Consider the following 22,914-nt stretch of genomic DNA (forward strand, 5'->3'; position numbering starts at 1 on the left):
ACACTGTGATGAACCTGGCGCTGGAGTCGGGATACTTCAACACCATTGGGCACGGCGCCGCGGCGATTGTGCTGTACGCGATTGTCGGCCTGGTGCTCATGATCATCGGCTTCTACGCCATCGACTTGACCACTCCAGGCAAGCTGCGCGACCTGGTGCGGTCGAGCAAGCCGAACGCCGTGATCGTCTCTGCCTCGGGAATGGTGAGCATGGCGCTGATCGTCGTGCTGGCCATATACAGCTCTTCCGGCAAACTTGCCGAAGGTCTGCTTGCCGCGTTCATATTCGGTTTGATAGGTATTGCGGCGCAGGTTGTTTCGGTTCGTCTGGTTGAGCTCGTCACCGGAATCGAGATCGGTGACGTGCTTGCGTCGGACGTTTACGTGCCGGACGTGTGGGTGGTCGCCGCTGCTCATGTCAGCCTTGGCCTCATCGTCGCCGTCGCGATTCTCTAAGCGGCCTCCACGTATTCGAGGAGTATCGATTCCGGGAGGCTGTAGACCTCGAACGGGCTTAGCGGCATGGGTTTTGGTAACGGCGGCGCTTCCGTACGGAATCGGTGTCCGGTGGGTGTGATGATCTCGTAACTGTGCAGTTCAGCCTCGTCAGCAGTGGTGGTTGCTGCGTTCCATCCCTCGCCTTCCTTGGCGTAGTTGCATCGTTCGCACAGTCCCGCTCCGTTGTCTGCAGTTGTCGGACCGCCCTCTGCCACGGCGGTGATGTGATCGCGATGGCGAATGGGAGCATCGCACCACGGCGTGCGACAGGTCCGGTCACGAGTATCGATCAGCCGCGCAAGCGCTTTCGGGAAACACCGCGACTTCGATTCCATCGCTGTCAGCGCCCCGGTGGACGGATTGGCGTACACCCGGCGCAGTTCGGCGAGAACCTCGTCATCGGTAACGGCGCCCTTGGCCCACAGGCGTGCCAGTCCGGCCGGTATCGGGCCGTAGCCGTGAACGTAGGCGGCGTCGTCACCCTGCTCGAAGAGCGCGCGGTCGGAAATAACAAGGTTCACTGTCACCGGGACGCCGTCGGCACTACTGATGCCCGTGGCGCGCTCGACGAGCAGATCGGCCATGATCTGGGATCGGCTTCGGGGATCTCCCTGGGCGAGGATCGCGTCCGCGTCTCGACCGAGCGCCGCCTGCACGGCTACCGCCTGCTTCACCGACAGCAGTGCAGTGAGGTAGGCCATCGTGTCGGGTGCCGGTCGAGACGTGACCCGTCGATCGCCTTCCGCCTTGCTGGCCCGGCGTACGAGAGCGTCGACGTCGAGTCGGGCGGCCTCTTGGCGGACTCTCGCTACCAGGGCCCGATTGCCGAGTTTGCCGAGCGTCGCGGCGTCCGAACAGAGACGTTCGTCGATGGTGCTGCGATCTTCCCTCGTAAGACACGCGGTTTCCCGGACCAGCAGCGTCGCCCGCCACTCGCTGAGTACCCCCCGTTCCAGAAGCGTCAGTGTGTGCGGCATTTCGTGGACGAGCGCACGGGCCATGCCGAGATGCAAACCGCCCATATGTGGCGATTCCTGCCGGGCGAGCGCGATCTCGGACGCGATTCCACGAGCGCGCCGTTCCGGTGGCACTCCTAATGCGGCGCGCTCTTCCTGTCGCGATCGGTCGAGATCTGCGGCGACACGGGCCTGAGCGGCTGCACACGCGCTCTTCGCGTGCTCGAGCGCGTTGAGCAGGTCAATCCGCGCCGCGTCGGTCACATCGCGATCGAGATTTGCGAGCTGCTTGACCGCTGCATGGACCACGGAAGCATCGAGGGGCTTACTGGCAACCATATCGAACATATGTTCTACGTTAGACCCATGAAGGTCATCTGTCTAGCCCAATTTGCATCAGTGATTCAATATGGTCAGCATCAGGGATGCGTATGCTGATTTCCATGCGAACCACCGTCCGTCTCGATGACGATGTGCTCGCGGCCGCTGAACAACTGCGGCGCGAGCGGCACATCGGACTCAGTGAAGCCGTGAACGAGTTGGCGCGCGCCGGGATCGGACGCCAACCGGCCGCGAAGCCGTTTCGGCAGCGCACTCATCGCCTGCGAATATCGATCGACGTGTCAAACGTCGCCGAGGCAATCGAGTACCTCGATGGAAACGAGCGCACGTGATCGTCGACGCGAACATCCTGCTGTATGCCGTCGACGCCGACAGCCAATTCCACCTGCCAGCGAAGAATTGGCTCGAGGCCGCCCTGAGCGGACCGACGCGGGTTGGGTTCCCATGGCAATCGCTTATTGCGTTCCAGCGCATCGCGACTCATCCGCGGGCTTCCGCTGCGCCGTTACGTCCGGATGAGGCGTGGTCGTTCATCTCCGATTGGCTGGATGCGCCGGTCGCGTGGATTCCTGTCCCGACCGACCGGCATGCGATCACGTTGCGGCAGTTACTCCTAGACGGTGACTTGCGCGGAAACCTCGTCAGCGACGCTCATCTCGCGGCGTTAGCGATAGAGCACGGCGTGGCCGTCTGCTCCGCGGATAGCGATTTCGCCCGCTTTCCAGGATTGACCTGGATCAACCCGTTGGCGGCTGCGTGAGCGCATCTAAATGTCGGTGCCCTTCGCTACCGTCGGCTACATGCCACTTTCTGCACTCGAACGCGAACAATTCCTGGCCGAACCGCACATCGGCGCCCTATCGGTGATCGAACGACCAGACCGTGGACCGCTCACTATCCCGATCTGGTACCTGTACGAGCCTGGCGGCGACTTGTGCGTGCGCACCGGGCCGGCCTCGCGCAAGGCGCGCGCGATTGCCGCGGCAGGCCGGTTCAGCCTCATGGTCGAGCGGATGGAGCCGACGGTGCGTTACGTGTCAGTGGAGGGACCGGTCACCAAGACTGTGGCGGACAGCCCGGATCTGGCCCGAGAGATGGCGACGAGGTACGTTCCGCCGGACAAGGTCGAGGGCTTTCTCGAGTACGAACGGACTCAACTCGGCGAGCACTTGGTCATCTACATGCGGCCGGAGAACTGGCTTTCCGCCGATTTGGGAGCCGTCTAGACACCACTTACAACACGACCACGCTGCGCAATGCCTCGCCCCGGTGCATGGTCTCGAACGCGGTCTCGACATCATCGAGTCCGATCCGCTCGGTCACGAAATTTTCCAATGGCAACCGGCCCTGCCGGTACAGCTGCACCAACATGGGAAAGTCACGTTCCGGCAGGCAGTCGCCGTACCACGACGACTTCAGCGCCCCGCCATGGGAAAACAGGTCGATCAGCGGCATGTCGATTCGCATGTCCGGCGTCGGGACGCCAACCAGCACAACGGTTCCGGCGAGATCACGCGCATAGAACGCCTGTTTCCAGGTCTCCGGTCGGCCCACCGCGTCGATCACGACGTCGGCACCGAAGCCGCCGGTCAGTTCCTGAACCGCCGCGACCACGTCACTGCTGCCGGCGTCGATCGTGTGTGTTGCGCCGAACTGCTTGGCCCACTCCAACTTCCGTGCGTCGCGGTCGATGGCGATGATTGTTGTTGCGCCGGCCAGCGCGGCGCCGGCGATGGCCGCGTCACCTACTCCGCCGCAGCCGATCACCGCCACCGAATCTCCGTAACCGACGTTGCCGGTGTGCATCGCGGCGCCGAGGCCGGCCATCACGCCACAGCCGAGCAGTCCGACCACGGCCGGGTCGACGTCCGGATCGATGCGCACGCACTGGCCCTCGTGCACCAAGGTGTAATCAGCGAACGACCCGATACCCAGAGCTGGCGTCAGCTCCGTTCCGTCACTCAAAGTCATTGGAACGCTGGCATTGTGCGTACTGAAGCAGTACCACGGTCTGCCGCGACGGCAGGCCCGGCAGCGCCCGCAGACGGCTCGCCAGTTCAAAATCACCACGTCGCCGACGGCCACGTTGGTGACATCGGCGCCGATTTCCTCCACCACACCCGCCGACTCGTGGCCGAGCAGGAACGGGAAGCTGTCGTTGATGCCGCCCTCGCGATAAGTGAGGTCGGTGTGGCATACGCCGCAGGACTGCACGCGGACAATAACGTCGTGCCGCCCCGGGTCGGGCACGACGATCTCGGCCACTTCGACCGGCGCACCAACGCTTCTCGCTATGACTCCGCGTGCGGTGCGCGCCATGATTCGTCTCCTATATAGCGATACCGTCGAACATCATTCTTACCGCTTCGTGCATGGTTTGGGAGCGTGCAGCGCGATCGAGGTTGGGGTTCAGTCCCAGCATGGCGGTGCCCAGGATCATCCCGACGAGAGACCGCGCCGTGGCGGTGCCGTCGAGATCGGCGCGCAGGTAACCGTGCGCGCGGCCATGGTCGAGGTAACTCGCCGTCAGGGTCACCGCGAGATCGAACAGGCCGAACACCCGTTGCTCTAGTTCGGCGTCGACGCCGGCTGCCTGGATCAGCACGATCCGCACGACACGCAGGTCGCTGGTGATGTCGTCGAGTGCCGCGACGATGCGCTCGACCTGGGCGCGGTAGTCGGCAAGATTGGTCGCCGCCTCGGGCGCGTTGTCGGCAGCCAGTGCGGCCGTGGCTCGCTCGATGACGCTGTCGATGACCTGGTCGAGAATCTCGCGCTTGGAATCGAAATGCCGATAGAAGGTGGAGTGCCCGATGCCCACTCGCGCGGCGATGTCGGCGACCCCGGCGTCGTGGTATCCGCGCTCGGCGAACACATCGAATGCGGCATCGATGATCTCCGCATGAAGCTGTTGCTTGCGACGCTCGGCGTAGGTCGGCACCTAGAAAGGATAGTTGACACCAAAACGGAATGATGATTCCCTTTGTGAACATCGTGTCTCAGTCCACTTGCAAAGGAGCAAGCAATGACCGCGCCTAGCCCCATGAAAGCTTCGGTAGCCGAGCGGGTTTCGGGTTTGCGGCAACTTGCCCTGATCGATCCGCAGGCGGCTCAGGATGCGGCGTGGGCATGGTTCGAGCGGGTCGGCGCCGGGTTGCCCGCGCATTCGGCGGAGATCGAGCTGGCCGAGCTGTTCGCGGTCGGCGGCCCGGCCGACGTCGACGGGCAGACCGAGGGCATCCTCGTGGGCTGGACCGATTCCTACGCCGGCCTGGACACGACCGCCCGGGTCCTGGTTCCGCCGCTGCGGCTGCTGACCACCCGCCTGGGTGTTATGCCGTGGCTGGGCAAGAAGTTCGACAAACAGGCTCAGCGCGGCACCAACACCGTCACAACGTCCGCAGTGCTCATGACCGCGATCGCCGCCCCGACGTACCGACTGCGCCGGACCGACGGCCGGTGGGAGGGTTTCGACATGCTCAATCGTGTCGAAGCCAGTGTCGTCGCTCCGGAGACGCAGGTGCTCGTGCTGGACTACGAAACCATCGGCACCAACCCGTGGCCCATCAACCGGATTCGCGACGAGGCGGTGCAGATCGTGCCGGGTACCTACCTGGGCGCGAAGCTCTGGCATCAGGCCGACGGCTACCGGTTGCTCGCGTACTGGGCGGCGCGAACTCAGCTCTGAGGTTCGTCCGGTTCGGTGTAGACGTACTTTCCGCCGCGCAGCCACGATGCCAACGCGGCGATGAGGCATGCCGCGATAGCGAATCCGAACGCGACCGTCAGTCCGTGTGCGAATGGCTCCGAGATCAGCTCGGGGAAGAATGCTCGGCCCGTCAGGTAGCTGGCGTGGGCGGGAGGTAGCTGGGCCAGCGTGTGTGGGCCGAGCAACGACGCGATGGGGTTGTAGCCGAGCAGCGACGCGAACATCACCGACACCGGCGGCAGGGCTGCCAGCTGCGCGGCCTTATCGGCGGGCACTCCTTGGGCTAGCAAGCCGTGCGACAACGTGGACGGCAGCGTATGCGCGAGACCGGTGATCATCAGACTGAAGAAGATGCCGATGGACAACACCATCGCCGCGTTCTGGAACGTCGTACTCATGCCGGCGCCGACACCCCGGCGGTTCGGGGGCAGGCTGTTCATGATCCCGGCGCGGTTGGGCGCGGCGAACATTCCCATCGCCAGACCATTGGCCAACAGCAGCACCGCGAACTGCCAATAGCTGAAATTGACGGGTAGCACCATAAGCCCGACGAAAGTCGCCGCGGCCACCACCATCCCGCCGGTGGCGAACAACCGGGCGCCGAGCCGGTCGCTGAGCCAGCCCGACACTGGGCCCGCCACCAGAAAGCCAATGGTCAACGGCACCATATAGATACCCGCCCACAGCGGCGTCGATTCGAAGCTGTAGCCGTGCCGCGGCAGCCAGATGCCTTGCAGCCAGATGATCAGGATGAACATCAGCCCGCCGCGGCCGAGCGCGGCCAGCAGGCTCGCCAGGTTGCCGGCCGTGAAGGCGCGAATCCGGAACAGTCCGAGTCGGAACATCGGGTCGGGAACTTTGGTTTCGATGACGCAGAACACCGCAAGCACCACTAAGCCCCCGATGATGGCTCCCAGCACCCACGGGTTCGTCCAGCCCATCGTGTGGCCCTGATAGGGCTGGATGCCGTAGGTGATTCCGACCAGCACGGCGATCAATCCGACGGCGAACGTCGCGTTGCCCCACCAGTCGAGCCGCGCCGGTTGTTTGATGCCGGTGTCATGCAGCTTCAGGTAGGCCCACACTGTGCCGAACAGGCTGACCGGCACCGAAACAAGGAAAACGAAGCGCCACTGGATCGGCGCGAGGACGCCGCCGACCACCAGTCCGACGAACATGCCCGCGATCGCGGTGACCTGGTTGAGTCCTAGCGCCAGGCCGCGCTGGTCCACCGGGAACGCGTCGGTGATGATCGCGGCCGAGTTCGCCATGAGCATGGCGCCGCCGACGCCCTGGAGAACGCGCATGACGATCAGCCAAACGCCTGCCGCCGTGCCGTGCATCCAGGTGACTGACAGCAAGACCGAAAAGACCGTGAATACAGCGAATCCAGCGTTGTACATGCGCACTCGGCCGAAAATGTCGCCGAGCCGGCCGAAGCTGACGACGAGCACCGCGGTCACGAGCAGGTAGCCCATGATCAGCCACAGCAACAGGCTGGTGTTGCCGGGGCTGAGCGGATCGATGGAGATGCCTCGGAAGATGTCGGGCAGGGCGATCAACAGAATCGAGGAGTTCACGGTGGCGAGCAGGCCGCCGAGCGTGGTGTTGCTCAGCACGATCCACTTGTAGTGCGGATGGGCGGTGGCAATTGCTGCTCGCTGATCGCGGGTGAGGCGTTCCCGAGTCGAGGCGACGGTCATCGGAAAATTTCCTTGCTCATCGGGGGTGTTGCTTGGCAAGAGCCCTGCTACCAAAGTAATCTCAATACTTGCAGTAAACAACCATTTAGGAGTCGGTCATGACTGCTGGTGCGGCATCTGCCGCGTCGCCGGGGGAGAAAGGGAACCCTGCTGCCGTCGGTTCTCCCGTCGTCGTCGGGTACGACGGTTCGGCGCCGAGCCGTCGCGCGCTGCGCTGGGCGGCGGAGATGGCCCGCGACGAAGGTCGACCGCTACTGATTGCGTTCGTGGCAACAAGTCATCCGGGCTATGACATGGGCTTCGGCTGTCCCGACGCGACCGGCGTCTACGACGACTCTGAAGCGCTACTGGGCTGGTTGCAGCGGGAACTGTCCGAGATGATCGACCTGTCCGCGATCAAAGCTCAGGTGGCCGAGCGGACCGGCGATCCGGCGCGCAAGCTTTCCGAACTCGCTGCCGAGAACAACGCGCATGCGCTGGTGGTCGGAGCGCCCGAGGGCAAGCTGCATCACCTGACCGGTTCCGTGCCGTCCTGGCTGGCGCGGCGGCCGTGCTGTCCGTTGATCGTGATTCCGTAACCGTTCGTCGGCTAACTGGGAGCGATCGTGACGTGGGAACACTTGTAGTAATCGACGAACAGGCCACTGTCCGGCGCGTCTGGGCCCTGCTGGATTGCAACATCATAGTTCTCGTATCGGCCGCACGTCGCAGTGGTCGAGCCGACCCTGTCAATCGGAATACCTTGCCAGGACTTCGATTTGGTCGCCTGCGAAATTGCGTCCACTACAGGGCTATTGTCCGGTGATGCCCCGGAAATATAGAGATTGCGATCGGCGATGAGCATGTCGTTGATATGGAGACGATCGGCGGTGGACTCTTCAATCGATGCTTTGACCGATCCATCCGTGCGATCGATAATCTCAAACCCTTTGGAGTAATACAGTCCGCTGGTGTCGGTGTCGCCAGCAATTGCCAGTGGACTCAACCGATCGATGTATATCCCGTGGATATTTTTGTTATCGACCTCGACCGGTCTGCCGGTTTCTCCGTCGATCCACAGGGCACCTTCCGCATCCGGGTGCACACCGCCTGTCAGGTCGCTGAAGGACAAACCATAGCCCTGTTCGCTCAAGAAATCGACGCTCAGGATTGAAGCGCCCGTCTTGGTCGTTGCTGACCAGACGGGGTTTCCATTGGTGGCATTGTCCACGATGAACTGTGTCTGTCCGTAGTCGTCGACCACGACCGTCTTCGAGATCAACACGGTCGCGGCTGAGGCACCCTCAAGTCTCCCGACCGTTGACCACGTATTCGTCAGCGAGTCGTCGGTAAAGAATTTGATGTCATCCTCGCGATGCGTCCAGCTGTTCCCGTCTTTGGCCGCGTCGACGATCACGCCACTGTTGGTTCCATACAAGTAGACGTATTTGTCGAAGTCGGAAGGCTGTTCGACAACCAGCTTCTTCGTCACCTCGTTCGATTTGGCAGGGCGAGATTGCTCCAGCCAGACTTGCCATGTCTCCGGCGACAGTCCGGAAGGCTTCTTGTGCCTCAGGACGGCAAACGTGATTCGCGGATCATCGCCCGTTCCGGTGATCACGCATGAGCTCCCGACGATTTCGGTACCGGAGGGTGCCGTCGGTGCGTCGACGCGCCAACGACTCCCAGGATCGCTGACCGACACCGCAATAACGCCGGGATCGGGTAGCGAAGAGTCCGCAAGGTGTCGCTCGCGAACTTTGCCCTCGTAGCACCCGGAACTGACGGTGTGGCGTTGATTGAGAAAAGTGCGGTCGCCAAACGGGTCGTCCGAGAAGACAGTCGGTCCGGCATTCGCTTGTGAAGTCGGTGTCACGGACGTTTCAGGACTCAATGTGGTCGGCACCGTCGGCGTTTGCTTGTGCGCGGACCCGCTGCTTCCGCATGCCGCGGCAAAAGACAGAGCGACGGCGAGTCCTAAGCAGGTCAGACTGCGCTTCATTCGTTCGCTCTCCTCCATCCGATCGATGTCGATCGGACGTTATCCAGCCGTCGCGGTCAGCAGTATCCGTCACACGAATGACAATGACGCTGCGCTGACCTGCGCCAATCCGTGCTACCTGCGCGTTTAGTAAGCTCTGGAACCTATGCACCTCAAGAGCCTGACGCTGAAGGGATTCAAGTCCTTCGCGTCGGCTACCACGCTGCGCTTCGAGCCCGGCATCACCTGCGTCGTCGGCCCCAATGGTTCTGGCAAGTCGAACGTGGTCGATGCGCTGACCTGGGTGATGGGCGAGCAGGGTGCCAAGGCGTTGCGGGGCGGCAAGATGGAAGACGTCATCTTCGCCGGCACCTCCGGGCGGGCCCCGCTGGGTCGCGCCGAGGTGACACTGACCATCGACAATTCCGACGGCGCGCTGCCGATCGAGTACTCCGAGGTGTCCATTACCCGCCGCATGTTCCGAGACGGCGCCGGGGAGTACGAGATCAACGGCAGCTCGTGTCGGCTGATGGATGTCCAAGAACTGCTCAGTGACTCCGGCATCGGCCGGGAAATGCATGTCATCGTCGGCCAAGGCCAGCTCTCGGCCATCCTCGAATCGCGCCCAGAGGACCGGCGGGCCTTCGTCGAAGAGGCCGCCGGCGTGCTGAAGCATCGCAAGCGCAAGGAAAAGGCCGTGCGCAAGCTCGACGCGATGCAGGCGAACCTGGCCCGGCTCACCGACCTCACCGCCGAGTTGCGGCGGCAGCTGAAACCGCTGGGCCGCCAGGCCGAGGTGGCCCGGCGCGCGCAGACCGTGCAGGCCGACCTCCGTGACGCCCGGCTGCGGCTGGCCGCCGACGATCTGGTTACCCAACGGGCGGAATTCGCCGACCAGCGCAGTCAGGAAGCGCTCATCCGTGGCCAGCAGGAAGCGGTTCAGGCCGCGCTCGACGCAGGCGCCGAGCACCAAGCAATGCTCGAGCAGACGCTCGCCGGACTGACCCCGCGCACCGAGGCCGCGGGCCAGACCTGGTTTCAGCTGTCCGCATTGGCCGAGCGCGTGAACGCGACCGTCCGGATCGCTTCCGAGCGCGCCCGGCACTTCGAAGCCGCGGCCGTGCCGAACCAGGGCCGCGACCCTGACCAACTCGAGGCCGAAGCACTGCGGGTCGCGGAGGAGGAGGCCGAGTTGCTCGAGGCCGCCGAGGTGGCCGCCGCGCGCCTGGAGTCTGCGCGTGAACAACTCGCCGAACGCGAACACACCGCCAAGGAGGCCGAGCACGCGCACCTGGCTGCGATGCGCGCGGTCGCAGACCGGCGCGAAGGGCTGGCGCGGCTGTCCGGGCAGGTCGACACCCTGCGTACCCGGGCGCAGTCGGTCGACGCAGAAGCGTCGCGTCTCGACGCCGCGATCGAATCGGCGCGCAAGCGGGCGCAGGAGGCACAGGACGAGTTCGAGGACGTGCAGTCGCACATGGGCGAACTCGACGCGGGGGAGTCCGGCCTCGACGCCGCGCACGAGCACGCGGTGGAGGCATTGGCGCTCGCCGACCAGCGGGTCACCGAGTTACGCGACGCCGAACGTGAAGCGGGCCAGCGCGTTGCGTCGTTGCGGGCCCGGATCGATGCGCTGTCAACGGGTTTCGGTCGCAAAGATGGTGGCGCTTGGCTGCTCGAGCACCGCTCGAACAACGGTGTGCTGGGGCCGCTGGCCGAATTGCTCAAGGTGCGAGCCGGTTTCGAAGTCGCGATCGCCGCGGCGATGGGTCCGGCCGCCGACGCCGTGGCCATCGAGTCCGCCAGTGCCGCGCGCGACGCGGTGGAGGCCTTGAAGAAGGGCGACGGCGGGCGCGCAGCGATCGTCTACGGCGCGGTGGGCAATGGTGCCGACCGGCCTTCTCATGCGCTCCCCGCAGGTGCACGCTGGGCCGCCGACGTGATCGACTGCCCGGATAAGTTGCGAAACGCGTTGAACGCCTTGCTCTCCGGCGTCGTCATTACCGAGACTCTGCCTACTGCAGTGGATCTCGTGCAAGATAACGCCGGCCTGCGGGCCGTGACCACCGACGGTGACCTGGTCGGCGCCGGGTGGATGACAGGTGGATCCGAGCGGCCGCCAAGCCAATTGGAGATCCAGGCAGCCGTCGACGCCGCGCGCGACGAGCTGCGTTCGGCGCAGCGCCGTGCCGAAGAGCTCGCGGCCGCACTATCCGGAGCTCTCGATGAACAAGCCGATCGACGTGAGGCCGCCGCGCACGCGCTCGAGGCGCTGCACGAATCCGACCGCAACATGGCCGCCGTCTACGAACAACTCGGCCGCCTCGGGCAAGCCGCACGACTGGCAAACGCCGAAGCCGATCGGCTGAGCACGCAACGCGCCGAAGCCGAACGCGGACGGGAGAAGACCCTCGCCGAACTGGCGCAGCTGGAGGAACGGCTCTCCCTCGCCGAGGAGGAGCAATCCGAACTCGACGACGACGAAGGCTTTGCCGGCAGCGAGGTCGCGCGGCAGCAGCGTGAAGACGCGGCGGCGGCGCTCGCCGAGGCGCGGACCGTCGAGATGGAAGCCCGCCTCGTCGAGCGAAGTGCCGTACAACGCGCGGAATCGCTTCGTGGCAAGTCCGATTCGCTGCGCCGCGCCGCTCGCGCTGAGCGCGAGGCCCGCGCGCGCGCCGAGCGAGCCCAGCGTGCCCGCAAGCGCGCTGCGGCCGTCGCGGCGGCGGTCGCCGAGTCGGGCCGTGAGGTCGCTGCGCACCTCGAAGACGTTGTTGCTGAAGCCGTCTCTCACCGCGACGAACTTGCCGCCCAGCGCAACGAGTGCGCGTCCCAGCTCGAGCAGGTGAAGGAACAGGTGCGCGGGCTCGCCGCCCAACTGCACTCGCTCACCGATGCCGCGCACCGTGACGAGGTGGCCCGCGCGGAAACTGCCTTGCGCATTTCCCAACTCGAGGAGTCGATCACCGAACAATTCGGCATCGGTCTCGACGACCTCATCGCCGAATATGGGCCGGACGTGCCGCTGCCGCCGTCCGCGCTCGAGTTAGCCGAGTACGAGCAGGCCAAGGAGCGCGGCGAGTTGGTGATCGCACCGCAACCCATGCCGTACGACCGCGCGCAGCAGGAACGTCGGGCCAAGCAGGCGCAGCGCGACCTCACCACCCTCGGCAAGGTGAATCCGCTTGCGTTGGAGGAGTTTGCGGCGCTCGAGGAGCGCTACAACTTTTTGTCCACCCAGCTCGAGGACGTCAAGAAGGCGCGCAAGGACTTGCTCGACGTCGTCGCGGAGGTCGATGCCCGCATCTTGCAGGTCTTCACCGACGCCTATGCGGACGTTGAGCGCGAGTTCGGCCAAGTCTTCGAGACGCTGTTCCCCGGCGGCGAAGGCCGCTTGGTGCTCACCGACCCGTCCGACATGCTGACCACCGGCATCGAGGTGGAGGCGCGTCCGCCCGGCAAGAAGATCAAGCGGCTCTCGCTGCTCTCCGGCGGCGAGAAGTCGCTGACCGCGGTGGCGTTGCTGGTCGCGATCTTCCGTGCTCGCCCGTCGCCGTTCTACGTCATGGACGAGGTCGAGGCCGCGCTCGACGACACCAATCTGCGCCGCCTGATCCGACTGTTCGAGCAGTTGCGGGAAAAGTCGCAGTTGATTGTCATCACTCACCAGAAGCCGACCATGGAAATCGCCGACGCGCTCTACGGCGTGAGCATGCGCGGCGACGGCATCACCACGGTGATCTCACAGCGGCTGCGAGGCGCCGACCTCGTCGGTCAGCAGGTCTGAGGTGGCCCGTCCCGGTAGTGCCGCGCGGGTTTTTGCGGCGGCGCGAGCCTGATGAGGCGTGCGGCGCGACAAAAACGCGCGCGGCGAGTCCTGGGTGGCCGTGCATTCGGCCTGCTGCTTGGTTTCGCCGCCGACCGCGCGCTCGGCGACCCCCGGCGCTGGCATCCGGTAGCCGGATTCGGTTCCGCGGCGCTGCTCGTGGAGCGCTACACCTACGCCGACCGACGCTGGGCGGGTGCGGCGCACGTGGGGCTGCTGGTCGGGGGCGTGGTGCTCGGCAGCCGCTGTTCTGGGACGCTGGCCACGGCCGCGGCGACCTGGACGGCGCTGGGTGGCACCTCGCTGGCGCGCACGGGCCGCACCATGGCCGACCGCCTCGAACGGGGTGACATCGACGATGCCCGCGAGCTGCTGCCGTCGCTGTGCGGACGGGACCCGCATGCACTCGATGCCGACGGTCTGGCTCGCGCGGCCCTGGAATCGATCGCCGAAAATACCTCCGATGCGGCGGTGGCACCGCTTTTTTGGGGCGCGCTCGCCGGTCCCGCCGGCCTGCTCGGCTATCGCGCAATCAACACGCTCGACGCGATGATCGGCTACCGCAACGAGCGCTACCGCAACTTCGGTTGGGCGGCCGCACGAATCGACGACGCGGCCAATTATGTCCCCGCGCGGCTAACCGGCGCGCTGATCGTCGCGCTGGCACCGAGTGTCGACGGCTCGACGCGAGCGGCCGCGCGGGCATGGCGTCGCGACGCGTCACGCCACCCGAGCCCGAACGCCGGCGTGGTCGAGGCCGCCACCGCGGGTGCGCTCGGGGTGACGCTCGGCGGGCAGACCGTGTATCCGCACGGGGTCGAGCTACGGCCGAGGTTGTGGATCGGTCGCAGACCTGTGGTCGCGGACCTGCGGCGCGCGGTGACGCTTTCCGTCGCGGTACAGGCGGCAGCGGCGCTGTGTTCAGCGGCGCTTGCCGTAGCGGTCGGCCAGTTTGGCGGCCGTCGCGTCAGCGGCTGATTTGGGCACCGTCGCGTCAGCGACAGATTTCGGCACCGTCGCGTCAGCGGCTGATGTGGGTACTGCCGGCTCGGGAGCTCCTGGGGTCGCGACGGGTTCCGCCACCTCGAAGGGTGCTGGTTCGGTGACTGCCTGCTTCTTTGGCTTCTTGCCCTTTTTGTCCTTGCGCCGCTCGCGCAGCTCGGCCCGGATGAAGTAGGCCAGACCGAGCGGGGCCATCACTCCGAAAGCGAGCCACTGCAGCCCGTAGGACAGGTATGGTCCCGCATCGAGCTGCGGTAGCCCGACCGGATCCAACACGCCTGGCTGGTTCTCGTCCAGCTGCAGATAACCACTGGCCAATGGCATTCCGAGCAGGCTCGAGATTTGTCCGGAGTCGATGGAGTAGACCTGCTTGTAGCCGTCCTGGTCGATGGGCGCTTTGCCGGGCACGACACCTTCGGACAGCCGGATTCGTGCCTCGAGCGTGACGGTTCCAGTAGGGGCGGGTGCGATGGCCGCTGGCCTGCCGCTCTCGATCGTCGGAACATAGCCGCGGTCGACGAGCACGGTTCGGCCGTCGGTCAATCGGAAAGGCGTCAGCACCTCGTACGCCGGATTGCCGCGATCCGTCCGCAACCGCACCAACACCGTCGAATTGTTCAGGTAGTGGCCCGTCGCGTTCACCCGCCGCCATTCGTCGTCGGCCTTCGGGTGCTCGGGACCGACCAGCTGGTCAGCGGGCACCGGAGCGGCCGACACGGACTGCGAGATCAGGTTGTTGCGGTGCTCGGTGCGTGTGTTCTTGCCCAGCTGCCATGGTGCGAGCACCGTGAAGCAGAGATAGGCGAAAGCCACGACCACGAGGGCCAGAATCAACCAGCCCGGTCGGAGCAGAAACTTCAGCCTTCGCACGACTCCACGTTAGCGGCCAGCCGATCGCGCACCCACATCAGTAGACCGGGCATCGCAGCCTCGATCTGCTCGCGGACTTCGTCGAAGCCGGCGTCGCCGCCGTAGTAGGGGTCGGGCACATCCTCGGTGTCGGCGTCGGGGTCGAAGCTGCGCAGCAGCCGCCGCCGATCGGTCGGCACGCCGAGCCGAGCCAGCGCGCGGTCGTGGCCACGGTCGAGTGCGATGACCAGGTCGGCGTCGAGGTGGTCGGCCCCGACCGCCGCAGCGACATGGCCGATCGGGTAGCCGTACCGCTGCAACACGCTGACCGTGCGGGGGTCGGCGTCGTCGCCCACGTGCCAGCTGCCGATCCCCGCACTGCTCACCCGGACTCGGTCGGCGAGTCCTTCGACCGCCAGGTGGTAGGCGAAGATCTTCTCCGCCATCGGGGAACGGCAGATGTTGCCGGTGCAGACGAAGGTGACGTGCAGGTCAGACACCGAGCAACGCTCCCAACTGTTCGACCGTGCTGACCCGGTGCTGAGCGCCTGCACCCTCGTCGGCCACGCCGTAGCCCCATTCGACGAAGATCGCGGGTATGCCCCAATACGCCGCGCCGGTGATGTCGTGGGCGCGATCGCCGACCATGACGACGCCACTGGTCGCCGCCTTACGCACGGGCTTACCCATGGCCGCCAGCGTGTGCGCGATGACCTGCGCCTTGTCGCGCCGGGTCAGGTCTGGGCTGGCTCCGCCGATGTATTCGAAGCACTCCGCGAGCCCGAAATGGTTCAGGATGCGGTTGGCCAGCACCTCGGACTTGGAAGTGGCCACACCCATCCGAAAGCCGTTGCTGTACAGCTGTTTCAACAATGTTTCCATGCCGTCGAAGACGCGGTTGCGGGCCCATCCGCCGCCCGCGTCGTAGCTTTCGTAGTAGGCCGCCGTGGCCCGCGGCATATCCGCTTCAGGTAGTCCGAGTTCGCGAAACAACTCGACCATCGGCGGTCCGACGAGATTGCGGTCGTGGTCCGGCGGCGGAAAGCCGACTGTCTGCAATGCGTGGCGGAATCCAGCGAGAATGCCGGCCGCGGAATCGGTGAGCGTGCCGTCGAGGTCGAACAGCACGATCGGGTGAGACGCGGGCCTGGGCACGTGCTCATCGTATGCTGCCCGATATGGACCCGGGCCTGGCCGCGCTTCGCCACCACGGCGACGCCGAGGTGGTGGAACCGGGAATGCTGGACTTCGCCGTCAACGTGCGCGGGACCGCGCCGCCGGCCTGGCTGCGCGACCGGTTGGTGCGCCAACTCGATCGGCTGGGTGCCTACCCCAGCGCCGCCGCCGAGATGGCCGCGCGCCAGACGGTCGCACGACGGCATGGGCGCGCGGTCGAGGAGGTTTTGCTGCTCGCCGGTGCCGCCGAAGGTTTTGCCATGCTGCCGCGACTGGAGCCAAGACTTGCCGCGGTGATCCACCCGTCGTTCACCGAGCCGGAGGTGGCCCTGCGGACGGCCGGTGTTCCGATCGAGCGGGTCGTTCTGCCGCCGCCGTACGAGTTGGACCCGGCGCTGGTTCCGGCGGAAGCCGACCTGGTGGTACTGGGCAACCCGACCAACCCGACGTCGGTCCTGCATCCGGCAGCGACCATCGCGTCGCTGCGGCGACCGGGGCGAATCGTCGTGGTGGACGAGGCTTTTGCCGACGCCGTCCCCGGCGAGCTGGAGTCGCTCAGCCGCGCAGAGTATCCGGACCTGGTGGTGCTGCGTAGTCTGACCAAGACGTGGGCGCTCGCCGGGCTGCGCTGCGGATACGCGCTCGGATCCCCAGAGGTGCTCGCGCGGTTGGTTCGCGGCCGCGCGCACTGGCCGCTGGGCACGCTGCAGATCGAGGCGATCACCGCGTGCTGCGAGCCGGACGCAGTCCGGGAATCCGACGAACGTGCCAGTCAGATCGCCGCTGAGCGCACCGCCATGATCCGTCTGCTTACCGACGCCGGAATCGAGGTTGCCCAACCGGCTGCCGGCCCGTTCCTCTTGTTGCACGTCGCTGATGCCACCCTGGTGCGCAAACGACTGCGCGAGAAGGGAATTGCGGTGCGTCGCGGAGACACCTTTCCGGGTCTGGGCCCGGACTATCTGCGCGTGGCGGTACGTCCGGCGGCGCAAACACGGATCCTTCTCGACGCTCTACAGGAGGTTATGCGGTGACTGTGACCCTTGCCGACGTCATGTCGGTTCTCGACACCGCTTATCCGCCACGGCTGGCGGAGTCCTGGGACTCGGTCGGCCTGGTGTGTGGTGACCCGGCCGACCCGGTCGAACGGGTACTGGTGGCCGTGGATGCCACCGAAGCCGTTGTTTCGCAAGCTCTTACCGTCGGCGCGCAGCTGTTGCTCGCCCATCATCCGCTGCTGCTGCGGGCGGTCGATACGGTCGGCGCGCACACCGCCAAGGGCGCGCTGATTCACCGGCTCATCAAGGGCGGTTGCGCACTGTTCACGGCGCACACCAACGCCGACTCGGCGGCTCCCGGGGTATCCGACGCGCTGGCGCAGGCGCTGGGCCTGGACGTCGCTGGTCCCATCGAGCCGATTGCCGCACCGGCACTGGACAAGTGGGTGGTCATGGTCCCGGGTGACGCCTCCGAGCGCGTGCAGGCGGCGATGTTCGACGCCGGGGCCGGACGAATCGGCGACTACCGCGAATGTAGTTGGCGAGTAAGCGGAGTCGGCCAATTCCGGCCGCTCGGTGGTGCGAACCCGGCCATCGGCGCGATCGATCAACTCGAACACGTCGAGGAGGATCGCGTCGAAATGATCGCCGAAAGGTCTGCGCGCGCAGCCGTACTCGCGGCGTTGCGGCGCGCTCACCCGTACGAGGAACCGGCTTTCGACGTCTTCGAACTTGCCGCGCTGCCGACGGCGACCGGTCTGGGCCGGGTCGGCACACTGGCCGAGCCGCTGACGCTGCAGCAGTTGACCGAGCGAGTCGCCGCGGCGCTGCCGGCCACCGCCTGGGGTGTGCGAGCAGCCGGCGAGCCGCAGCGGCGCATCGAGCGGGTGGCGGTGTGCGGCGGCGCAGGGGACTCACTGCTCGACGCGGTCACGCGGCTGGGCGTGGACGCCTACGTCACGGCCGACTTGCGTCACCACCCGGTCGACGAGCAGCTCCGTCGCGGCGGGCCGGCCCTCATCGACGTTGCGCACTGGGCCAGCGAGCAGCCCTGGTGTGCGCAGGCCGCCGCGGTGCTCGAACGCGCTTTCCCCGGTCAACTCGCGGTAGAGGTCAGCCCGCTGCGGACGGACCCGTGGACGCTGGGTTGTTAGCGGTACGGTGTCCGCGTGAAGGTCGAACCATCGATTCAGGCCCAACTGCTCGAGCTCGCCAAGATCGACACCGAGCTGACCCGCATCGCGCATCGGCGTAAATCACTGCCGGAACAGCAGGAAGTGGACCGGCTCGAAACGGAAAAGACGGCGCGCAAGGATGCCGCAGTAGCCGTCGAGATCGCCATGGACGACCTCGACCGCGACATCCGCAAGCTCGAGACCGAGGTCGATGGCGTCCGCAAGCGCGAGCAACGTGACCGCGCCATGCTCGCGGCCGGGACGGTGGGCGCCAAGCAGCTCACCGAGCTGCAGCACGAGCTCGACACCCTGATCCGGCGCCAGCAGGTGCTCGAGGACGAACTGCTCGAAGTGATGGAGCGCCGGGAAGCCGCCGAAGCAGACCACCAGCACGCTGGAGCTCAGCTCAGCCGCGCCGAGGATGAACTGATCGACGCCGCGCGACGGCGCGATGACGCGATGGCTGACCTGAATGTGGCCGAACAACGTTGCAATGCAGATAGATCCGCGGTTCTCGACCAGCTGCCCACCGAACTTGTCGCAGACTACGACCGTCGGCGTAGCCGCAGCGGTATCGGCGCGGCGCTGCTGCAGGCGCGGCGCTGCGGCGGTTGCCGGATCGAGCTCGACCGCGGTGCCATTGCCGAAATTGCTCATGCTGCACCGGAACTCGTCGTCCATTGCCCCGAGTGCGGCACGATTCTAGTGCGCACCAAGGAATCCGGACTGTGACGTCTCGCGTCATAGTCGAGGCCGATGGCGGCTCACGCGGCAACCCCGGCATCGCCGGGTACGGCGCGGTGGTGTTCGACGCCGAGAGCCGGCAGGTGCTGGCCGAGCGCAGCGCCGGCATCGGCATCGCGAGCAACAACGTCGCCGAATACCGCGGGCTCATTGCGGGATTGACCGCGGCGCAGGAACTCGGCGCCTCCGACGTCGAGGTCCGGATGGATTCCAAGCTGGTGGTCGAGCAGATGTCCGGGCGCTGGAAGGTCAAGCATCCCGACATGATCGAGCTGGCCGCACAAGCGCGGAAACTCCTCGCCCAGTTCCGCTCGGTCGATTTCATCTGGGTGCCTCGCTCGGAGAACGCCTACGCCGACCGGTTGGCCAATGCGGCGATGGACGGCGCGGAACCGGCCGCAACCAGCAAGCCGCCCGGTTGGACAAATGCCACCGGCACGCCCACCCGCATGCTGCTGCTGCGCCACGGCCAGACCGAGTTGTCGGTGCAGCGTCGCTACTCGGGCCGTGGCAACCCACCGCTGACGGATATCGGACGCGGACAAGCCAAGTCGGCTGCCCAGCACCTGGCGCGTAAGGGCCACATCGCGGCCGTCGTCACCTCGCCGCTCGATCGCGCGCGAACCACCGCGGCCGCTGTCGCCGAGATGCTCGACGTGGAGCTCTACCCTATGGAAGCGCTCACCGAGACCGACTTCGGTGCCTGGGAGGGCCTCACGTTTGCCGAAGCGGCGCAACGTGATCCGGAGCTGCACGCGCGCTGGCTGGGCGACACCTCAGTGCGACCGCCGGGCGGCGAGAGCTTCGACGAGGTGCGGGTGCGCGTGACCGAGGCGCGGGATGCGATCGCAGGGCGGTACGGCGCCACCAATGTGGTGGTGGTCAGCCACGTGACGCCGATCAAGACGCTGCTGCAGCTGGCCCTCGACGTGGGCCCGTCGCTGCTGTACCGGTTGCACCTCGACCTCGCGTCGCTCAGTATCGCCGAGTTCTATGCCGACGGTGCGGCGGCGGTGCGGTTGGTCAACGACACGTCGTTCCTGCAGACCTGAACTCAGGCCAACGCGTCGATCCGGCCGGTCTTACGTGCTTGTGCAAGGCCGCGGCGCGCGAGGAACCCGTTGCCCAGCAACAGGATCGTCTTGTTCGGCGGGGCCGCGAAGCCGGATTGGGTATGTGGCGAATACACGGCGTCCACGCCGCTCACCTCGAGCCAGCCGGTGTTCTGTCGGGACTCGAGACCGATGAGCTTGGCCCGGTAGGCATGCGCGAGCAGGCCCGCGCGGCGACCGCCCTCGGCTGTGCCGGCCGGCACCTTCAGGTGCACGCCGTCGACCCCGAATCCGGTCACCTTGACGGGCAGCACGATCGGGTAACCGTCGGCTTGCCGGTAGGCGAGCAGGCAGTGCGGTAGCCGGATAGCCCGCTCGCCCGTCTTGACCGCGTCCACCCGCGGCCGGGTGCCATTCTTGGGTGGCTGCTGCGCGGCCGGATCCTGCTCGGGCATCGGTTCGCCGGACACCTCCGGTCGACCGTCGGCCGCCAGGTTGGGCCATGTCGCGATCCGCGTGACCGCGACGGTGACCACTACCCGGTCGGCGTAGTAGGCGCGCAGCCAGCGGTCCCAGAACGGTCCCCGCCGCGGTGCCCCCAGGTAGGGCACGCTCATCGCACCGACGCGTTCGAGCAACTCTTGGTCGGGATGGGCCTCGAACGACGCGATGCCCTGGACCAGCACGTAGTGCTCGTTGTCCGCCGCGCCGATACCGTGTTCGCGGGCGTGGTAGGCCAACGCGATCTTGGGGTCAGCCTTGATCCGTTCGAGCTTGCGGCCGAACCCGAGTGAGGTGGTGAAACCGACGGTGCCGGCGTCCCGGTCGCGCATGCCGATGGGTGCGACCGCGGTGACTACCGCGCCACCGGCGGGAGTGACATAGCCCAGCCCGCACGTCAGGTCTCCGCGAATGACGTCATCGACGTCGTCGGACCAGGCCACAGCCATAACGGGGGAGCCTACCGGCTACCGGTCGCCTTCACCAGGGAGGCGGTGATGGTCTGCACGGGCTCCCCCGCGACGTCGGTGATCTCGGCGCGCACAACGATGGTGGCGCTCGGGCCCACCTCCCGGTAGGCGTCGAAGTACACGTCGCAATACAGCCGGTCGCCGACCTGCAGCGGCCGGTGGTAGACGAACCGCTGTTCGGTATGCAGGATGCGCTCGAAGTCCACCTTGATGCGTTGGGCTACAAAGAATTCGACCACCGCAAGCATCCCGAAGCTGGAGGTGAAGGTGAGCGGGGCGACCAGGGGTTCACGGTGATGGGCGGGGTGGGCGTCCTGGACGGCGCGTGCGTACTCGCGGATCTTTTCCCGACCCACCTCGTAGTAGTCGCTGTAGCGGTGGTGGCTACCGATCAGGTAGTCGCCGAGTTCGCGCAGCGGCGCGGCGCCTTCTTCTGCAGTCACGCAACCACTTTCTGCACCGTGCGGACGTTTCGCGTGGTCGTGGTGGACTTGTATTTCTTCTTGCTGCTGGCCTTGCCGAACACGCTGTCGAGGGTGTGTCCGCGCTGCACCTCCCAGTACAGCACGCCGCGGCCCAACTGTATCCGCTCACGATCCGGATCGAGTTGTGGTGCCAGCTCATTCAGTTCGTCGAGCACTGCGGTGTCGGAGGCGAACATGATGTAGGGCTGCCAGTCGGCGCGCTCGGGATCGAACGGGTATGCGGCGAGGATCTCGCGCACTTCGTCGACCGGCAGCAACACTATCCACGCGTCGTAATCGAAGGCGGTGCGCAGCGCGGATTCGATCGTGCGCTTCAGCGCTGCAGCGTCCGTGCTGGTCGATTCAAACACGACGTTGCCGGACGCGAGAACGGTGCGGACCTCGCGCAAACCCAACTCTTCGAACACCTTTCGCAGATCGGCTGACTTGATGGTGATGCCGCCGACGTTGACGCCGCGCAAGAACGCGGCATAACGGTTCCCGTCCGCCCCGGAAGTGCGATTTGCTTTGGCTGCCATGCTGATACACCTTAGGCCAGGATGACGGGTACCCTAAGCGTGCGGACGAGTTGGCCGGGCGGCCGCGGCGCCGAGAACCACGTGCGGGTGCACGCAGGCTCGGCATCGAGGAAAGTCCGGACTCCACAGAGCAGGGCGGTTGCTAACGGCAACCCGAGGCGACTCGCGGGAAAGTGCCACAGAAAACAGACCGCGCGCGATCGAGGTCGTGCGTAAGGGTGAAACGGTGCGGTAAGAGCGCACCAGCGTCCCGGGTGACCGGGACGGCTCGGTAAACCCCGCCCGGAGCAAGGTCGAAGGTCGCACCGCGTGCGGTGCGGCTGCGCAGGCGTTCGAGGGCTGCTCGCCTGAGCCTGCGGGTGGACCGCTCGAGGCACCCGGTGACGGTGTGTCCAGATGGATGGCCGCCGACCAGCAATCTAGCTGGTCACAGGATCCGGCTTACAGGCCAACTCGTCCGCCCGCTTTCGCCGGTTATTCGCTGGCACGCAAGCCGGTTGCGTGCTGACCGGTGACACAGGTCATACTGTGTGGCGAAGCGGTCACTGACCACATTCGCGGTCATTGGCCAAAGTCACAAAGTCAGTCGTCACAACTTAGGGGAATTCGCAATGCGGCTTGTTCGTACGCTCGCAACCGGGATGCTGGCCATGGGTGCAATCGCCGGCATCAGTGTCGTGGGCGCCGGTTCGGCATCGGCCTTGGGCATCACTCCGCTGCCGGGCGGAGTCGAGGTTGACCTGAACCACGCCGAAACAGTGTGGGCGCACGACAACCACGTCGGCATTGCGATGGCGCGGCTGCCGCACCCGTCGGCCGAGTCCTTCGGGCAGACCTTCGAGTCTGCGGTCGCGCTTTCTTCGCAGTACCCGGCCGGACGGGTGAGCTTCACCGCGTACGGCCCGCTCGACGACCTGAGCGGCACCATGGTCGCGTTCAAGGAATAACGCTCGC

24 protein-coding genes and 1 other RNA gene are annotated in these 22,914 nt (G+C 66.0%); 14 read left to right on the top strand and 11 right to left on the bottom strand.

The window, feature by feature from the left end:
* Positions 1–8 precede the first annotated feature (8 nt).
* Entirely contained in the window at positions 9–455 is a 447-nt protein-coding gene (locus FOS14_RS04780; RefSeq protein WP_143769332.1) for a DUF350 domain-containing protein, read from the top strand.
* On the opposite strand, the gene FOS14_RS04785 is transcribed toward FOS14_RS04780, so the two are convergent.
* Positions 452–1,801: an HNH endonuclease signature motif containing protein gene (locus FOS14_RS04785; RefSeq protein WP_255450072.1), complete on the bottom strand. Its 1,350-nt coding sequence runs from the start codon at positions 1,799–1,801 to the stop codon at positions 452–454. The two genes, FOS14_RS04780 and FOS14_RS04785, sit on opposite strands and share 4 nt — an antisense overlap.
* A gap of 95 nt (positions 1,802–1,896) precedes the next feature.
* Between FOS14_RS04785 and FOS14_RS04790 the strand changes: the two genes are divergently transcribed.
* From FOS14_RS04790 to FOS14_RS04800, 3 genes are read left to right on the top strand one after another with little or no spacing between them, the layout of a single operon-like run.
* Positions 1,897–2,127, top strand: coding sequence for a ribbon-helix-helix protein, CopG family (locus FOS14_RS04790; protein ID WP_143769137.1), 231 nt, complete (start codon positions 1,897–1,899; stop codon positions 2,125–2,127).
* Positions 2,124–2,555 (top strand): TA system VapC family ribonuclease toxin, encoded by a 432-nt coding sequence (locus FOS14_RS04795; protein ID WP_143769138.1) that lies wholly within the window; start codon positions 2,124–2,126, stop codon positions 2,553–2,555. The genes FOS14_RS04790 and FOS14_RS04795 overlap by 4 nt, the downstream gene beginning before the upstream one ends.
* A gap of 40 nt (positions 2,556–2,595) precedes the next feature.
* Positions 2,596–3,021, top strand: a complete 426-nt coding sequence (locus FOS14_RS04800; protein WP_143769139.1) for a pyridoxamine 5'-phosphate oxidase family protein — start codon at positions 2,596–2,598, stop codon at positions 3,019–3,021.
* A gap of 7 nt (positions 3,022–3,028) precedes the next feature.
* On the opposite strand, the gene FOS14_RS04805 is transcribed toward FOS14_RS04800, so the two are convergent.
* Positions 3,029–4,114, bottom strand: a complete 1,086-nt coding sequence (locus FOS14_RS04805; protein WP_143769140.1) for an S-(hydroxymethyl)mycothiol dehydrogenase — start codon at positions 4,112–4,114, stop codon at positions 3,029–3,031.
* Positions 4,115–4,124: 10 nt separating this feature from the next.
* On the bottom strand, positions 4,125–4,736 hold the full coding sequence (locus FOS14_RS04810; protein ID WP_143769141.1) for a TetR/AcrR family transcriptional regulator: 612 nt from the start codon (positions 4,734–4,736) through the stop codon (positions 4,125–4,127).
* 84 nt (positions 4,737–4,820) lie between these two features.
* Between FOS14_RS04810 and FOS14_RS04815 the strand changes: the two genes are divergently transcribed.
* The gene (locus FOS14_RS04815) at positions 4,821–5,483 is read left to right on the top strand and encodes a hypothetical protein (protein WP_143769142.1); all 663 of its coding nucleotides are present in this window, start codon (positions 4,821–4,823) and stop codon (positions 5,481–5,483) included.
* On the opposite strand, the gene FOS14_RS04820 is transcribed toward FOS14_RS04815, so the two are convergent.
* Positions 5,474–7,207: an MFS transporter gene (locus FOS14_RS04820; RefSeq protein ID WP_185981618.1), complete on the bottom strand. Its 1,734-nt coding sequence runs from the start codon at positions 7,205–7,207 to the stop codon at positions 5,474–5,476. The genes FOS14_RS04815 and FOS14_RS04820 overlap by 10 nt on opposite strands.
* A 98-nt stretch (positions 7,208–7,305) precedes the next feature.
* Here FOS14_RS04820 and FOS14_RS04825 point away from each other — a divergent pair, with 98 nt between their 5' ends.
* Positions 7,306–7,785 carry a universal stress protein gene (locus FOS14_RS04825; protein WP_143769143.1) on the top strand — a complete coding sequence of 160 codons (480 nt, stop codon included), beginning with the start codon at positions 7,306–7,308 and terminating at the stop codon, positions 7,783–7,785.
* 11 nt (positions 7,786–7,796) lie between these two features.
* Here the strand turns inward: FOS14_RS04825 and FOS14_RS04830 are convergent, their stop codons facing one another.
* Positions 7,797–9,188: a hypothetical protein gene (locus FOS14_RS04830; protein ID WP_143769144.1), complete on the bottom strand. Its 1,392-nt coding sequence runs from the start codon at positions 9,186–9,188 to the stop codon at positions 7,797–7,799.
* Positions 9,189–9,333: 145 nt separating this feature from the next.
* Here FOS14_RS04830 and smc point away from each other — a divergent pair, with 145 nt between their 5' ends.
* Together smc and FOS14_RS04840 are read left to right on the top strand one after the other, a co-directional pair.
* A complete protein-coding gene (smc, locus tag FOS14_RS04835) occupies positions 9,334–12,951 on the top strand; it encodes a chromosome segregation protein SMC (RefSeq protein ID WP_143769145.1) in 3,618 nt (1,205 codons plus the stop codon).
* Between the two features lie 51 nt (positions 12,952–13,002).
* Positions 13,003–13,968, top strand: coding sequence for a cobalamin biosynthesis protein (locus FOS14_RS04840; RefSeq protein ID WP_143769146.1), 966 nt, complete (start codon positions 13,003–13,005; stop codon positions 13,966–13,968).
* On the opposite strand, the gene FOS14_RS04845 is transcribed toward FOS14_RS04840, so the two are convergent.
* Genes FOS14_RS04845 through FOS14_RS04855 form a run of 3 tightly spaced genes read right to left on the bottom strand, consistent with a single transcriptional unit; the run spans position 13,912 to position 15,996 of the window.
* The gene (locus FOS14_RS04845) at positions 13,912–14,862 is read right to left on the bottom strand and encodes an SURF1 family protein (RefSeq protein ID WP_143769147.1); all 951 of its coding nucleotides are present in this window, start codon (positions 14,860–14,862) and stop codon (positions 13,912–13,914) included. The genes FOS14_RS04840 and FOS14_RS04845 overlap by 57 nt on opposite strands.
* Positions 14,850–15,341, bottom strand: a complete 492-nt coding sequence (locus FOS14_RS04850) for a low molecular weight protein-tyrosine-phosphatase (protein ID WP_143769148.1) — start codon at positions 15,339–15,341, stop codon at positions 14,850–14,852. Before FOS14_RS04850 ends, FOS14_RS04845 begins: the two co-directional genes overlap by 13 nt.
* Complete coding sequence (locus FOS14_RS04855) at positions 15,334–15,996, bottom strand: HAD hydrolase-like protein (RefSeq protein WP_143769149.1); 663 nt, start codon at positions 15,994–15,996, stop codon at positions 15,334–15,336. Before FOS14_RS04855 ends, FOS14_RS04850 begins: the two co-directional genes overlap by 8 nt.
* A 23-nt stretch (positions 15,997–16,019) precedes the next feature.
* Here FOS14_RS04855 and cobC point away from each other — a divergent pair, with 23 nt between their 5' ends.
* The 4 genes from cobC to FOS14_RS04875 are packed head-to-tail and all read left to right on the top strand — an operon-like array spanning position 16,020 to position 19,986.
* A complete protein-coding gene (cobC, locus tag FOS14_RS04860; protein ID WP_185981619.1) occupies positions 16,020–17,051 on the top strand; it encodes an Rv2231c family pyridoxal phosphate-dependent protein CobC in 1,032 nt (343 codons plus the stop codon).
* 20 nt (positions 17,052–17,071) lie between these two features.
* Positions 17,072–18,169 (top strand): Nif3-like dinuclear metal center hexameric protein, encoded by a 1,098-nt coding sequence (locus FOS14_RS04865; RefSeq protein WP_143769336.1) that lies wholly within the window; start codon positions 17,072–17,074, stop codon positions 18,167–18,169.
* A 15-nt stretch (positions 18,170–18,184) separates the two neighbouring features.
* Positions 18,185–18,922 (top strand): zinc ribbon domain-containing protein, encoded by a 738-nt coding sequence (locus FOS14_RS04870; protein ID WP_143769150.1) that lies wholly within the window; start codon positions 18,185–18,187, stop codon positions 18,920–18,922.
* Complete coding sequence (locus FOS14_RS04875) at positions 18,919–19,986, top strand: bifunctional RNase H/acid phosphatase (protein WP_143769151.1); 1,068 nt, start codon at positions 18,919–18,921, stop codon at positions 19,984–19,986. The genes FOS14_RS04870 and FOS14_RS04875 overlap by 4 nt, the downstream gene beginning before the upstream one ends.
* Positions 19,987–19,988: 2 nt before the next feature.
* Here FOS14_RS04875 and FOS14_RS04880 read toward each other — a convergent pair whose 3' ends face one another.
* Genes FOS14_RS04880 through FOS14_RS04890 form a run of 3 tightly spaced genes read right to left on the bottom strand, consistent with a single transcriptional unit; the run spans position 19,989 to position 21,960 of the window.
* Positions 19,989–20,936 carry a hypothetical protein gene (locus tag FOS14_RS04880; RefSeq protein ID WP_143769152.1) on the bottom strand — a complete coding sequence of 316 codons (948 nt, stop codon included), beginning with the start codon at positions 20,934–20,936 and terminating at the stop codon, positions 19,989–19,991.
* Between the two features lie 11 nt (positions 20,937–20,947).
* Positions 20,948–21,400 carry a MaoC family dehydratase N-terminal domain-containing protein gene (locus FOS14_RS04885; protein WP_255450073.1) on the bottom strand — a complete coding sequence of 151 codons (453 nt, stop codon included), beginning with the start codon at positions 21,398–21,400 and terminating at the stop codon, positions 20,948–20,950.
* Entirely contained in the window at positions 21,397–21,960 is a 564-nt protein-coding gene (locus FOS14_RS04890; RefSeq protein WP_143769153.1) for a DUF1697 domain-containing protein, read from the bottom strand. Before FOS14_RS04890 ends, FOS14_RS04885 begins: the two co-directional genes overlap by 4 nt.
* Before the next feature lie 46 nt (positions 21,961–22,006).
* On the opposite strand from FOS14_RS04890, the gene rnpB reads away from it, so the two are divergent.
* Together rnpB and FOS14_RS04900 are read left to right on the top strand one after the other, a co-directional pair.
* Positions 22,007–22,420, top strand: an RNA gene (gene rnpB, locus FOS14_RS04895) — RNase P RNA component class A.
* Between the two features lie 151 nt (positions 22,421–22,571).
* Complete coding sequence (locus FOS14_RS04900; protein WP_143769154.1) at positions 22,572–22,907, top strand: hypothetical protein; 336 nt, start codon at positions 22,572–22,574, stop codon at positions 22,905–22,907.
* Positions 22,908–22,914: the final 7 nt, after the last annotated feature.

The sequence above is a fragment of the Skermania sp. ID1734 genome, from assembly GCF_007489285.1.
Lineage (GTDB): Bacteria > Actinomycetota > Actinomycetes > Mycobacteriales > Mycobacteriaceae > ID1734.